The sequence below is a fragment of the Epilithonimonas sp. KH_059 genome, from assembly GCF_057838485.1.
The window spans coordinates 631,433-645,408 of record NZ_CM174468.1; the positions used below are offsets into that span (position 1 = coordinate 631,433).

Consider the following 13,976-nt stretch of genomic DNA (forward strand, 5'->3'; position numbering starts at 1 on the left):
AAAAGAAATTACTTACCATGTTCAAAAAAGTCATTAATACCGATCTATCAAAAACCACCATTATAATCCGCTTGATTGTGGGAGCTGTTTTCCTTTCCGAAGGAATCCAAAAATTTTTATTTCCGGCCATTCGTGGGGCTGGCCGCTTTGAGAAAATCGGACTTCCATACCCTGAGTTGTTGGGAAATTTGGTCGGTTTTTTCGAGATCCTCTGTGGGATTTTACTTTTAGTGGGTCTACTAACCCGTTTTGCTAGTATTCCATTAATCCTCATAATGCTCGTTGCGTTTGCAACCACCAAAGTTGATGTATTTGCAAATGAGGGCTTTTGGGGATTTCTTCATGCAAGCCGTACAGATTGGGCCATGCTTTTAGGTTGTGTTTTTCTCTTAATAAAAGGGGGTGGTCATTGGTCTATCGATGAAAATTTAATGAGGAATGGAACGAGAAATTAGTATAAAAGAAATAGCCCGATTTTTTCTCAAGCTGGGAATCATTGGATTCGGAGGACCTGCAGCTCATATCGCAATGATGCAGCAGGAGGTTGTCGTCAAAAGAAAGTGGATGAGCGAACAGCATTTTTTAGATTTATTGGGAGCTACCAATCTCATACCTGGACCCAATAGCACGGAAATGGCGATACACATCGGATACGATAAAGCGGGTTGGAAAGGACTACTCGTTGCAGGATTGTGCTTTATTATGCCGGCGGTCTTCATCACCGGTATATTTGCCTGGCTGTATAAACAGTATGGACAATTACCCGAAGTACAACCGTTTATTTATGGGATCAAACCTGCAATTATTGCCATTATTATCGGCGCAGTTTTTCCGTTAGCCAAAAAATCGAGTAAGTCTGTCTTTTTAGTACTTATAGGCATCGCAGTTCTAATTTTTTCTTTGCTGGGAATGAATGAAATCTATTTATTGTTTGGAGCCGGCCTGGTTGCATGGGGTATGTTTTATATTCAGAATCAAAAAAGCAAGTCATTACAAAGTTTAATTCCAGTTCTTTTTTATCAAATTGAATACAATCAATTGCTGTCCGAAACAAATATCAAATTGTTTTGGATATTTTTAAAAATAGGTGCAATTCTCTACGGAAGCGGGTACCTTTTATTTGCCTTTCTAGATACCGAACTGGTAGCACAAGGCTTACTTACCCGACCGCAATTAATGGATGCTATTGCGGTTGGACAATTCACACCAGGGCCTCTTTTTTCATCCGTAACTTTTATTGGTTATGAAATCAATGGACTCTCTGGAGCTGTTATTTCCACGATTGCCATTTTTCTTCCCTCGTTCCTATTGGTGGCATTCCTTAACCCTTTGATGAAAAAAATGCGAAACTCGAAAGCACTGTCCGCTTCACTGGATGCTGTAAACATAGCATCTGTTGCTCTTATTATTGCTATTTGTTTTACAATGGGTAAAGAAACCATTACCGATTGGAAGACAATCAGTATAGCACTAATAAGTACGATTATCGTTTTTAAATTCAAAACCATCAACAGTGCATTTATTGTCTTTGGGGGTGCAGTGCTTGGTTATCTATTATATCAACTTTAATCGTATGGAAGGGACCCTAGCGTGAAGTATGTTTAGCCCGGGTTTGGATTTCAGATGTTTTATGTCTTTTCCTTTCCTCTAATGCAAAATAATGACTAGCAGCCTTTGAATTTCGCTTTTTAGGAGCTCATTCCCAATCTAGAAAGGCAAAATACGGTGTATCCCCTAGTTCTTTGTTCTACTTATTATCCTTTTCTTATATACTCAAAGGCTCCTTTTCGAAGCCCAATCCCATACTCTAGATAGGCTTTCATACAGGCTAGGAAATTGGCCCAACCTTCGGTGTTCTCGATAACCCATTTTAAATTGGCCTCGCTGTAATCCTTGCCTTTTTCGGTCACTTTAACCACCGTGGATTTATCAGGCTGTTCTTCTAACAAAATAAGTACAACGGTTTGTGGGTCCCAAACAAACGAAACGGAGCGATTGGGTTCTATCTTAATCTCTTTTACCGGAAATTCATCTGGAAATTCAGGAAATTTCCAAATCAGATCTTTTCCGCTCTCCATGCGACCGCTGCTTTCCGAAAGGAAATATTTTGTCATATTTTCAGGATTAACAATCCCCTCAAAAACCACATCAATGGGTTTTTGAATTTGAATGGTGGCCTTGGCTGATAGTTCCATAATCAACTTTCTTTAGGTTTTCGCTAATTTCCTCAACGGTCTAAGTTTCCCATTACGAATTAACGGATTCTAGTTAATTTGTACCAAATGGTTAACTGTTCCGGTTTGTCGGCGTGTTTATCGAAATTTTCAATTAGAAGGGTATCGGCGTCAACAAAGGTAATAACCTGTTTCACCGGAAGGATTTTTTTCGTCATTGGATCCATCATTTTCCCTCTTACTGTTGCCACTTTCATCTTCTCATCCCAGGGACCTACTAGACTTAAGGTTCCAGTTAGCAAATTTGAAATAGTGGTCAATGTAAAATTTTTGTCGCTATTGTTGAATCCAAGCGTGCTGATCGATTGGTAATCGGTTCCCAACATATTGCCCAGTTGTTTCATTTCTAAGAATCGATTCCCTAGCAGCATTCTATTTTCTGAATTCACAATAACAACCAGTGGCTTCTCCCCCTCTCCCATGGAAATTGATATTTGCATTTTGAATAAGCCCGTGTACTTCGAAAGTAGCGAGTGCACCGCAGATGGGTTCATATACTCCGTCAAAGGATCTTGGTCTTGCGCTTTTGTGAACGTACACAAAAGGAATAACAGCATTGCGGAAAATACACATTTCATAGGGTTATCTTTTTTTATTATTGGATTGTAGCAGTGGTTGGTAAAGAACTCACAATCAAATTCTAAAGTAAAGATAATCAAATATACGTTTCTAAAGGATATTAATTTAATTTGCCGCTCCCCTCACCCTTTCAACCACGCAGCTGCTACTACCGAAAATCAAAACTTTAGGGCAGAGCAAATACGGAGAGTTTTTTAAAATTTTGCCTTTCTATAGTTTCCTAAAGAAATAAAAAAACCAGTTCCTATGAATATTGGCACCAAGGGTGCACGCCAAAGACAAGGCGTAAATAAACGCATTTCAGCTACGATCGAAAAGTGGGTCGAAAAAGTATCGTATGGATAGTCGTGTTTATTATTTGAGTCGATACCCTTTGATAGAGCTGCCTCGAACCACTTTTCTAAGTAAGATTACCCTTCTAAAATTAAAGTTTCCATACGAATGCGTCAGGACTAGAATTAGAATGGGAATCAGTAGCCAAATAAGCGAGCCGAGAACAATTTTAGAAGAAGCCATAAGTGCATTTAGATTTAGATCCTTGTAGACCGACATTCCGTTAGCCACCGCTCCCATATCAAAAGAATTACTCAAATCATACATACTTTGCCATTGCGCTTGATACCCCGCCCAGCCTAAGAGGGCGCTTCCAAGCGCAATACCCAAAAAGCTACGCACGACAATCAGCACCCCCATCATTCCTAGCATTTGATCGATTTGAAGATTGAGCGAGGCATAAAACCAGATCCCAATAAACAAAACGCCCATCGCAAGCCCTTTTAAAACCATGGCATACTCTAGGTAATGCAAGTCCATCTGGGGTTGAATAAGGAAATACAAAATCATTGTATACAGAGCAAAACAAATAAATCCAAAGGCAATGTAATACTTCATATTCCACTTATTCTTAAACCCAAAATAGGCTAAAATACCGGCAATGACAATACCAGGAATCATCCATAAATTGGCATGCGCATTAATCGTATTGTCGTACCCTAAAACTCCAATTGTATACTGTACATATAGGGAAGTACTCGCCAAGTAGATCCCCATGAACAAGAGCAATAAGGTGGCATGGATCACATTTCTTTTCTTGAACACCGAAAAATCAATTAATTTTCGTCTCAAAAAGGTTTGCCTATAGATCAGTAAAACAAAAAGCAAAATGCCTACAACAAGCGAAGCAAAGATACTTTGCGAAACAAACCAACCCTGCTGTTTTAAAAATACAAGAAAATAATTTAAACTCATAAAGGAACCGGACAGCAAAAGAATCGAAAGCCAATCGATTTGATGCAAGGGCATTTTAAAACTAAACCTTTGGTTATGCTGAAAAATCTGTGACAAAAGGGCGATTATTAGCATAATCCCTGACATTAGAAAGTAGGGACTTTGATAGGTACCATTAAAAACAAGGATGGCAAAATAATAAGCTGCCAATTGCCCAAATCCAATGGAAAGAGGATAAAACACAGCATAAAACTTCCCGCGGTCGGCTGTGGGGGTAATGATCATCATGACGGGTAGTACCATTTCCATCATGGGAAACATTTTGAAGAATCCGATAAGAAAATTACCCACTACCATCACCATCGGATCCTGCGTCGTTCCACATATGTAGGACAATACGGCCAAAATAAGCGCACAGCCTGTTATAATTTCCCTGCTACGAAAACGCATTTTCACCCTCAGTAGAATTAACAACGAGACACCCATTCCAATAGCACCTGCATTGTTGGCGAAGGAAATATATTCCGTGTACGTGGCGAATGCACCTGACACATTGCTAACGGTGCTGCTATAGACTCCACTTACAGTCATCAAAGGAAACATAATGACTAGAATCAAAAGCAGCATGAGGGGTTTGGGAACCCAACTTGCAAAAGGACCTTTGTTATACATAGGACGGGGTGTAGTTATACGGAGATTTATTCATTACTTAAGGGTGACTTCCACGTTCATACCTGCGCGTAGCTTACTTAAATCCTCCTTTTTATTGTTCTTTGTAAATTCGATTCGAATCGGAATTCTTTGCTGGACTTTTACAAAGTTCCCAGTGGAGTTGTCTAGGGGTACTGCGGAATACTTCGCACCTGTCGCTCCTGATATCGCTTTTACGACTCCTTCAAATTCCTTCCCTCCCAGAGCATCTATTTTCACACTTGCAAGACCACCCACCACGACGTTTTGCATTTGTTTTTCTCTGTAATTTGCGGTAACCCAGATGTGATTGCTGTCCACGATTGTGCCCACCTGTTGGCTTGGGGACAAAAGTTGACCTACATTCACTGTTCTTCTTCCCATAATCCCATCGTGTGGCGCAGTAATTACGGTATAGGAAAGGTTTAATTTAGCCATTTCAAGTGCATTTTCGGTCCGCTTAATTTCTGCATCATTCATTCCAAGTCTAGACTGGACCTCGTTTACAGACAGCTCACTTGTGGTCTTGGTGTTGATCACAGATTGGTACTGAGAAATTTGAGACTCCAATTGCGCTTTTTGAGCCGTATAATCCGTTTTCATTTGATCGTATTGCTGCTGGGTTACAGCCTCGTCCTTCAGTAGGTTTTTATATCGATTGAAATTCTGCTCAGCATTCCATAGTCTTGCTTTTGCAGCTTCAATCGAGGCCTTTGCCGCCTGCACATTGGCCCCGACGGTGCCCACGTTGTTAATGGCGGTTCTCACAGAAGTCGTGGTGGAATTTCGAGAGGCTAAGGCGGCCATATACGCTGCATTCGCCTGCCCTACTTGGGTTTGAATTTCTCGATCGTCTAAGATCAGAAGAGTATCGCCTTTTTTTACAAATTGATGTTCCTCAAAGCGGATCTCCTTAATGTAGGCTGAAACCCTCGTATTGATCGGGTTGATATAAGATTCCACTTGAGCCGCATTCGTAAAACTGTCGTTACCGGTTCTAAAATAAGATTTCGCGACAAAAACAAGTGCACCTAAGACCAAAATAAAGACTAGGATATTTACGACATTGCTTTTCTTTTTGTTTTTTTTCTTGATGGGCGCTTTTGGCTTTGAATCCATTTGCGAAGGAGTTTCTGGGTTTGTATTTTCAGTTTCTTGAGACATATTTAGTACTTTCTATAGGGTCAATATTAATTTAGAGTTCCACTCTCTTTCTGTAGTTTATAATAGGCGTAGATCATGCTGATCTCAGAATTCGAAAATTGCAATTCTGCCTCTAACTTTGCATTACTGGCATCAATTAAATCGAGAAGTATAGCCAATTGGTTGTTATACTTGCTATTCATGATTCTGTAATTTTCTTCCGCTAATTCTTGGTTGGTTTTCAGGGTCGTATTTTGACTTAAGGATTCTTTGTATTTGATAAAGGCCGCATTTACAGCTACATCTATCATTTTAGCAGCCTCTACGCTCTGCGCTTCTACTTTTTCTATTTCAAACTTAATCTGCCGAATTTTCTTTGGCGTTTTGTATAAAGCATCAATCGAAAAATCGAGTGAGAGCCCTGCGCTCCATCCGTTGGTATACATATCAAGAGCCGGTGAACTTGTGGTCACGGGCCGTGAAAGTTTGTTCCCAATGAAGGCGGACAAAGAAGGCATCCTTTCCGCTTTGGCTATTTCTTCCGACGTATCGTATATTTCTCTCATCTTCTCGTTCATTAAGACCACTGGATGATTTGAAATGGATGCCCTATAGGAATTTAAGTCCAGTGCCTGCGGAAGTCTCTGCAGCATCGATTCGTCTGGTAAAATGTCGACAGAGTCTGAAAGACCAAGAGCCGTGGTGAGTTGCTTGTTTAAGATTTGACGATTGTTTTCCACCACTTCTAAGGCAAGTTTCAAATTGGAAAGTTGAAGTTCTCCTCGGATCGCATCGTTTCTTGTGACCATTCCTTCTTTGTAGAAGGTATTTATATTGTCTAAACGCTGCTGAGCAAGAAGAATGTTTTGCTCATAGACGGATTTTTGATTGATTAGCTTGTATAAATCTAGATAATACCCGAGAACCAGAAGCTTTATGTTTTGCTCGTTCGATTCGTACGAAAGTTCACTTAGCTGCGCTTGCAATTCTTTGCTTTTGATGCTGTTGCGAATTACACCGTCTTTCCATATCAATTGACTGGCATCCACAGAGAAGGTATTCCCGAAATGAGGCATCTCGATTCGATTACTATTTGAAAAATCTTTGTCAATTAAATGGGCATCCGCCAAGTAGTAGGCCTGCAGACTTGCATTTGCACTAGGCAATTTTGCCATTTTGGCAACTTCGATCGCTTGCTTCGCTATTTGAATGTCCGCTTTGGGAACGGCTAAATTAGGGTGATTTTCCTTTGTTAATTCAAACAACTCCTCGATGCTCACCACTAGCTCGCTTGAGACTTGTGCTTGGAAACCGATACTTGTTAAAAAGCCAATTCCAACGGCTATCCCTTTGAGTTTACTGTTCATTTACTTAATTTCGTTTGTTATCATACTGTTTGAGTTCGAACCTTTTAAAAAAGAAAAAGTTTATTCTTTTTCTAGTATTTTTTGGTAAATTTTCTCGAGAACTCGGTTGGTCTCTACAAGTTTATCGTAATCTATATCGGATTGAAAAGATTCGTAGATCTCCTCTAATAAGGGTTTTAACCTTTCTTGATATTGAACCCCTTCCTTGGTCAAGTAAATCAAATTACTTCGACGGTCTAAAGGGTCTGAATCTCTACGAACGAGTCCACGAGTGGTCATATTGTCAATTAAGGAAGTAATACTCGCTTTGTTGCGGTTCGTTCTTTCTACAATTTCTTGCTGGTTAATGCCGTCTTTGCGCCAAAGAATACTTAAAACCTCAAGCATCTCTATCGTGATGTCGATGTTTTGCGCTTTCATCTTTTGCGCAAAATGAGACCGAACCACCTTGCGAATTTCACGAACCGTGTCCATTAGGGAAACGATTACTTTTAAATCTTCTCTATAACCAAAATTCATTTTGCAAAGATATGAAAAATCGTTCGACATCAAACTATTAATCAGAAAAATAATTTTATTCTCTTTTTCTGAGAAATCCTCAATGCTGTTTTTCAGTTAATAACCAGTGCAATAGAAAACCACCACCAAAGAAAAATTAGAGTCACCCTCTCGGACAAGTAGCTTTTACTCCCATAAGGGAAACTCCACGAAATCAAAACTCTGTTCTTTTCAAATTGAATTAAAGCCTAAAACAGTGAAAGCGGAATTCCTAATGAAATCCCACTTTACTCCTTTATACAAAGGGATTAAAAAATACTTATTTTCTTACTTTAACGAAAAGCTCTCAGAGAGAAGCTCTAAACATTTTAGTCTGTTTTCTAGATTGTTACTAATGCACTGAATCATGATTTCCGTGGTTTGGAAAGCCTCTGCAATTTCAAGTACATCTTTTTGAATGCTTTCAGGCGTTCCAATTAAATATTGAGGAGGAAGCCTTGGATCGCTTAGTCTGCTTTGCGTAGGGATCTGACCGATTAACTCAACAGCCTCGTCTTCACTTAGTATGGGACTGTTCATATTCCCCTGTCTCATTCTGTGCATCATCACGATCATTGGAGAGGCTAGTTTCCCCGCTTCTTCTCGGGTGCTACCACAGTAAATACTTAAAGACAAGATTAATTCTGGCTTGCCCTTTCCAAGTCCATGCTCATTCGGTGTGAAATTTTCGCGGTAAGCACTGGTGATTGAATGCGCCTGACCCGGATTGATAAATCCAGCAAATGCGTAATTAAGACCTAAATTGGCGGCCGTATAGGCGCTCCATTGACTAGATCCTAATAGCCAAAATTCCGGAAGATTCTTCTCTCCAAAATGAGCCTTGATTTCACTTAAAACATCTCTTTCTTCAAATCCTTCCGTCAGCCAGTTCACAAGTTCCGTCAATTGTTCTAAAGAGTCGTCACTACGCTGTTGTATTTTCCGATTTCGTTGCAAAGCAAAATCAGAAACGGGCCCCGTCGTGGCTCTTCCAATGCCCATATCAATTCGCCCAGGAAACATATCCGATAACAAAGTAAAGACTTCTGCTACCTTAAACGGACTGTAATGGTTTAATAGCACAGATCCTGAACCCACACGAATCTTCGAAGTATTCGCTGCCACAAGGGGAATCGTCACTTCGGGCGCACGACTTATAAAATTAGCTGTATTGTGATGCTCGGCCAACCAAAAACGGTTAAAGCCCCACTCCTCCACTTTTTGTGCAGTATGGATAATATTTTTAACGGCCTCAGTTCCACTTTGACCTGGAGAGGCAGCTCCTAATTCAATTAAAGATAATTTTACAGACATCTTACTTTTATTTTTTCTATTAAAAAGCTCAAAATTATGGGATAGGCAATTATTGATTCCCGCTTAGCGTTTGAAAATCGTACTGTGCTGGCATTAGACCACTGAGCTCCGACCTAATTCCTACCTACGCCGTCAAGTAGTGCTGCGGACAGTAGCTCCTTATCTTTCCATACTTTCTACTTGCAAAGATAGTTTAATTTACTTTACTTTGTATAGAACTTTCCTAAAGGATAGTGAAATAATCAAAAATGAAAAACGCTAAGTCCGCTAAAAAATACGCCTCATGCATAGACACGGTTAGACCTGTGCGGGATGCACTTGACATTCTCAGTGGGAAATGGAAATTACCCATAATTATTTCGATTCAAGTTGGAAACGAGAGATTCACAGATATCCAACAGAGCATTGCGGGCATCACCCCAAAAGTTCTTGCTAAAGAACTAAAGGAATTAGAGCAAAACAAATTGATTTCAAGAACGGTTACTCCAGATTATCCAGTGAAAATTACTTACAAACCGGAAGCTTATGCTCAGACCTTAACACCTATCATTTATTCACTTAAAGTATGGGGAGAAAACCATCGGAAGAAGATTCTGGATTAGACTCCAAACGAATACTTGGAAGCATTGCGTATTCTGCCCTAACAGGAGAGTCCTTCTTTTCATATCCAATACTCTTTAAAGATCTAGGCATTCATGCACGTGAGGAAATAGAAATCCGAAGACCTTTTGTTCACCCATAAAAATAATAATTGTAACCCTTTCCATTTTGCTACACTCTAATAGAGTATAAACCAAAAAATTCAACAAAATGGAAACTACTCAAACTCTTCAATTGAAACAAATTCAAAATGTATTAAAATACATTTTCGTGGTCGTTCCGATTGTCGCAGGACTAGACAAATTCACAAACTTTCTAACCGACTGGTCCCAGTACTTAAACCCCACGCTTGCAGACTTACTTCCTTTTTCCGATTCTACATTCATGATGATTGTCGGCGTAATTGAAATCGTTGCCGGTCTGATCGTCTTAAAAAAGCCGTACCTTGGTGGAAGTATTGTTGCAGCCTGGCTTGCGCTCATTGCCCTTACCCTACTCTTAAGTTTTTCTTACCTAGATGTTGCGGTTCGAGATTTAGTGATGGCCATAAGTGCTTTTTGCATGGCTCAACTCTCTAAAATAGTTTCTAACGAATGAGACTACTCGACCCATTGACTGACACTGAAATTATCTCCCGGGTTCTTCAGGGCGAAAACAAACTGTACGAACTGATTGTTCGTCGCTTTAACCCCTATCTCTATAAGGTAGGACGAAGCTATAACTTCGGACATGAAGACACGGAGGATTTAATGCAGGATACCTTTGTCGATGCGTATCGAAACCTCGCTCATTTTGAGCAGCGATCTAATTTTAAAACCTGGCTGATTCGTATTATGCTTAACAACTGTTACCATAAAAAAGAAAAGGCAAGCTACCGATATGAAGACTCAGGGGTCCAAATCACCGACAAAATGCAACCTATGTTTGAAACGATGGATCTAGACACTAACAAACAAATCAACAACCGGGAGCTGGGATACTTGATTGAATCTTCCCTTGAGAAAATCCCAGAGGACTATCGCATGGTCTTTTCTCTTCGCGAAATCAACGGATTCAATGTGGAGGAAACCTCCGAAATCCTTCATATAAGTCCAAGCAATGTAAAGACTCGGCTAAGCCGAGCTAAATCCATGCTTCGAAAGCAATTTGAGAAGGCTTACTCCCCACTAGACCTTTATGAATTTAACCTTATTTATTGTGACGCAATCGTAAGGCGAGTCATGGAGGAAATAGGAATCGAATCAACTTCGATAAACCCTTTATAGGGGTTCCAATTATAATTGTCAAACGCAACCCTCTTCAATTGAAGAGGGTTACGTTTTCCGTTTATATTTCTAGATAGGGTTTCCTACTGAATCGATAGAATCCTTAAAAATGTAGAACCAGATTCCTCTATTAGTTAATCTATAAAAGTGCGCTTAACTGCACTTTTCGCTCCTTAAAGGACGAAACACTCATAATCTAGAGGAATAGTGCACTGTATTGCACTATCTATACTTTTGGTTTTGGTATACTTGCAGGACTACCAACTAATGGTAATGCCCCCGTTCTCATTTCTTTTTACTTCCACTTCTAAGTTGTCTCCTGAAGCTTCACCTTTCGTGATTTCTTTAATGCATTTGTAGGCACTACTGCTTGATACTTCACAACTGCCTTTGCGCACCATGTCGGCATTAAGTTGAGAAGATTCCTTCTTAGACAATAGGATTCCGTTCGCAAATTTGTCTTCACTATTTTCACTTATGGAAACAATAGCCTCGAAATCTTGGTTGAAACTATTTTTGTTTAGAACATCTAAGGCTGCAATCGCGGCATCAATTTGATTAATTACTCGTTTTTCAAATTTTGTAGCAGAGTCGTATTCGCTTTGCGAAACGATCGAAGGGTTCGGATTGTTTGCAAAAACAGAAGCGCTCACCATCAGCAGCAACACAAAAAGGGATTTTACAGAATTTTTCATAGGAACGAATTTTGAGTTTAATGTCAATATCGACTATTTATTAATGTAAAATTTGAATGTCTAAATTACTAAATTTTCAAAAAACAAAAACTTTGACTTAGTTTATCAAATTCGACCGTCTCCGAATAGAGCACAGTAGCTCTTAAATGAAAAATGCAACATACTGTATTTTAGTATGTTGCATTTTATTATTGTGAGCGCGCTAGGATTCGAACCTAGGACCGTCTGCTTAGAAGAGCGCGCGACCCTAATTTCCACGTAAAAAACGGGGTTATTTATATATAATTGTGTTTTTGTTGTACTTAAAGTTACGGGGTAAGTTACATTAGCGTACCCCCAGTATCTTATTGGCGTTCAGTCTAAACCGACGGCAAAGGATTCGGATATCGTCCGCGGAAAAGTGATGCCCTTGGTCCGGGTTCCTTTGGGTCCGGATCCGGTTCAACCGATTGCGGTCTTTCCACCCTAGAATTTTAATAACGTCTTGGTAGTGCTTAACCTTGCCCGTCTGGATCAGTCGGTCGATTGCCTCCAGCATATTTTTATCGCTTTCAAACATTTTACTACCAATTGTCATTTTTGTTGGTAAAGGAATTAATTAGATCATTATTAAGCGCGGTAAAAAATACCGGTATACTTCCATAGGCTTGGAACTTCTTTTTTAGCCCATTCTGGTCAAAATAGAAATCCGAATTTTTTTTGAAGTCCACGGGAACCCAAGCGTGAGCGATTTTTTGCTCAAGGCTAATGATTTCAAATCTATATTTCCCGTCCTTAAAACTTAATTTCACTTGGTATCTTCCGGACTCGCACCCCTGCTTAAGGCAAAACAGATCGGATTGGATTCCCTCCAGTCTGATAAAGTCATTTTCCACCGCCGAAAGGATAACCTCCCTTGGATCCTTGTATTTGGCGGCGATCCAATCGAGCGACTTATTATATAAATCATTTGCGGACATTCCAGGGGTCTCGGTTACCACGGCCTCCGTTAACCCGCCGTCTTTGGTAAGCGCGAAATCCGTTTGTGCGTTCATTGAAATGGTGGCCAATAATGCCAGTAGGAAAAGAATATTTTTCATTGTAGTTTATATTTTTAGTTTGCTATACGTTCAAAAGTTCCCCACGCCACCACCTGAAAGAATCGCGTAACGAAATCCATGGGTACGTCCTCCTTATCGTAGCCTGTGTTATTGTGTTCTGGCTTGGGGTCTGGGATCAACTCCAGAAGCGAGTCGTTAACCTTGGACCGCTTGACGATCTTAACGGTCCGCAAGTTATTTTTTAGGACCACGGCGTAAATCTCATTAGTCGGGAAATAAGTCTGCCAATCGAATACCTCGCGCAATCCAATTACGGATCGGTGCGCAATACGGTTGCTTATCGAATGGCCGAAAAGGTTGCAAGCAAATTCCGCGCGCTCAAATTCTGGGGAGGTAATAAAGAAAGAGGGCTTTTGGTCCGCCATAAGTTCGGAGGAGTTCCACCCGCCTGCAAAATCGACATCAAAGTACGGCACCCACGCGGGGGTTTCCACGGGCGCGAGCGCGGTTCCGGCTTGAGGGTTTAACCAAACTTCAAATTCGGGGTAAACTTCGTTTATTTTTGCCACCAATTCGGGATCGATTTCTTTCTTTGCGAGTACCTGCGAAAGGTACGATTTGTTCGCAATCCCTATCTGGGCGCCAAAATCTTGCTGATTTTTCACTTTGCCCACACTTTTGAGATGTGCGACAAAACCCTGTATATCCTTTTTACTAATCATTTTTTAATTTTTTAGCGCTGAAATTCAAAAACTTACAAACTTTTTATAAACTTTGTTTATAATTTCCTTTGCTCATAACTAAACAAAGTTTATATTTGTACTACAATTAGCGCGAACGTTGGCGCAAAGATAAACAAAATCAATAAAATGAACATATCAAAAGAAATTTTAGACCGAATTGAAACGGACATGGAGTTCCGCATGAAGCTCGCGATCGAGTTAAGCGTAAGCGAAAGGCAAGTAAAGTACTTAGTGCAAAGCCACCGCCGCGGCAAGTCCGTACGGTTCCGCGATGTACTGGCCGTAAACTTCTTTATCAAGGAGGGGTACACAAAAGGGCAAATATTCGAATCCATTAAGGCGACGACATGAGAACGCAGAAGATCGCCGAATTAAAAGAGGCCCTAAACAATATACAACGTTTGGTTCATGAACTCGAAGCAAACAATTTTCCACCGGGCGGTGTGGGAGCCGCCCCGGAAAAGAAAGAAATCGATCCGGACCTCAAGGCGGAGATCAGAAAGCAATTTTGGAAAACCATTAAAGTAAAACCTAACAATTAA

The 13,976-nt window shown here is 40.2% G+C and carries 17 protein-coding genes; 7 read left to right on the forward strand and 10 right to left on the reverse strand.

From position 1 onward, the window contains the following. The first annotated feature begins 17 nt into the window (after positions 1-17). Complete coding sequence (locus AC3IRX_RS02890; protein WP_489210975.1) at positions 18-455, forward strand: DoxX family protein; 438 nt, start codon at positions 18-20, stop codon at positions 453-455. After that, positions 439-1,569: a chromate efflux transporter gene (gene chrA, locus AC3IRX_RS02895; protein WP_489210976.1), complete on the forward strand. Its 1,131-nt coding sequence runs from the start codon at positions 439-441 to the stop codon at positions 1,567-1,569. The genes AC3IRX_RS02890 and chrA overlap by 17 nt, the downstream gene beginning before the upstream one ends. Positions 1,570-1,754: 185 nt before the next feature. Here the strand turns inward: chrA and AC3IRX_RS02900 are convergent, their stop codons facing one another. From AC3IRX_RS02900 to AC3IRX_RS02930, 7 genes are all read right to left on the reverse strand, one after another. Further along, entirely contained in the window at positions 1,755-2,195 is a 441-nt protein-coding gene (locus tag AC3IRX_RS02900) for an SRPBCC domain-containing protein (protein WP_489210977.1), read from the reverse strand. Positions 2,196-2,254: 59 nt separating this feature from the next. After that, positions 2,255-2,812, reverse strand: a complete 558-nt coding sequence (locus AC3IRX_RS02905) for a DUF1579 family protein (protein WP_459083732.1) — start codon at positions 2,810-2,812, stop codon at positions 2,255-2,257. A 355-nt stretch (positions 2,813-3,167) separates the two neighbouring features. After that, complete coding sequence (locus AC3IRX_RS02910; RefSeq protein ID WP_489210978.1) at positions 3,168-4,712, reverse strand: MFS transporter; 1,545 nt, start codon at positions 4,710-4,712, stop codon at positions 3,168-3,170. 33 nt (positions 4,713-4,745) lie between these two features. Continuing rightward, a complete protein-coding gene (locus AC3IRX_RS02915; protein WP_489210979.1) occupies positions 4,746-5,894 on the reverse strand; it encodes an HlyD family secretion protein in 1,149 nt (382 codons plus the stop codon). Positions 5,895-5,920: 26 nt separating this feature from the next. Next, positions 5,921-7,240, reverse strand: coding sequence for a TolC family protein (locus tag AC3IRX_RS02920; RefSeq protein WP_489210980.1), 1,320 nt, complete (start codon positions 7,238-7,240; stop codon positions 5,921-5,923). A gap of 60 nt (positions 7,241-7,300) precedes the next feature. Further along, positions 7,301-7,759, reverse strand: a complete 459-nt coding sequence (locus AC3IRX_RS02925; RefSeq protein WP_489210981.1) for a MarR family winged helix-turn-helix transcriptional regulator — start codon at positions 7,757-7,759, stop codon at positions 7,301-7,303. Between the two features lie 306 nt (positions 7,760-8,065). Further along, positions 8,066-9,091, reverse strand: coding sequence for an MsnO8 family LLM class oxidoreductase (locus AC3IRX_RS02930; protein WP_489210982.1), 1,026 nt, complete (start codon positions 9,089-9,091; stop codon positions 8,066-8,068). A 248-nt stretch (positions 9,092-9,339) separates the two neighbouring features. On the opposite strand from AC3IRX_RS02930, the gene AC3IRX_RS02935 reads away from it, so the two are divergent. The 3 genes from AC3IRX_RS02935 (at position 9,340) to AC3IRX_RS02945 (ending at position 10,956) form a co-directional block, all read left to right on the forward strand. Next, positions 9,340-9,693 (forward strand): winged helix-turn-helix transcriptional regulator, encoded by a 354-nt coding sequence (locus tag AC3IRX_RS02935; RefSeq protein WP_489210983.1) that lies wholly within the window; start codon positions 9,340-9,342, stop codon positions 9,691-9,693. 208 nt (positions 9,694-9,901) lie between these two features. Beyond that, the gene (locus tag AC3IRX_RS02940) at positions 9,902-10,288 is read left to right on the forward strand and encodes a hypothetical protein (RefSeq protein WP_489210984.1); all 387 of its coding nucleotides are present in this window, start codon (positions 9,902-9,904) and stop codon (positions 10,286-10,288) included. Then, entirely contained in the window at positions 10,285-10,956 is a 672-nt protein-coding gene (locus AC3IRX_RS02945) for a sigma-70 family RNA polymerase sigma factor (RefSeq protein WP_489210985.1), read from the forward strand. The genes AC3IRX_RS02940 and AC3IRX_RS02945 overlap by 4 nt, the downstream gene beginning before the upstream one ends. 257 nt (positions 10,957-11,213) lie before the next feature. Here AC3IRX_RS02945 and AC3IRX_RS02950 read toward each other — a convergent pair whose 3' ends face one another. From AC3IRX_RS02950 to AC3IRX_RS02960, 3 genes are all read right to left on the reverse strand, one after another. After that, the gene (locus AC3IRX_RS02950; protein ID WP_489210986.1) at positions 11,214-11,651 is read right to left on the reverse strand and encodes a hypothetical protein; all 438 of its coding nucleotides are present in this window, start codon (positions 11,649-11,651) and stop codon (positions 11,214-11,216) included. Between the two features lie 563 nt (positions 11,652-12,214). After that, a complete protein-coding gene (locus AC3IRX_RS02955) occupies positions 12,215-12,730 on the reverse strand; it encodes a DUF4468 domain-containing protein (RefSeq protein WP_489210987.1) in 516 nt (171 codons plus the stop codon). 14 nt (positions 12,731-12,744) lie between these two features. Then, positions 12,745-13,413: a hypothetical protein gene (locus tag AC3IRX_RS02960; protein WP_489210988.1), complete on the reverse strand. Its 669-nt coding sequence runs from the start codon at positions 13,411-13,413 to the stop codon at positions 12,745-12,747. 147 nt (positions 13,414-13,560) lie between these two features. Here AC3IRX_RS02960 and AC3IRX_RS02965 point away from each other — a divergent pair, with 147 nt between their 5' ends. Together AC3IRX_RS02965 and AC3IRX_RS02970 are read left to right on the forward strand one after the other, a co-directional pair. Next, entirely contained in the window at positions 13,561-13,785 is a 225-nt protein-coding gene (locus AC3IRX_RS02965) for a hypothetical protein (RefSeq protein WP_489210989.1), read from the forward strand. Further along, positions 13,782-13,976: a hypothetical protein gene (locus AC3IRX_RS02970; protein WP_489210990.1), complete on the forward strand. Its 195-nt coding sequence runs from the start codon at positions 13,782-13,784 to the stop codon at positions 13,974-13,976. The genes AC3IRX_RS02965 and AC3IRX_RS02970 overlap by 4 nt, the downstream gene beginning before the upstream one ends.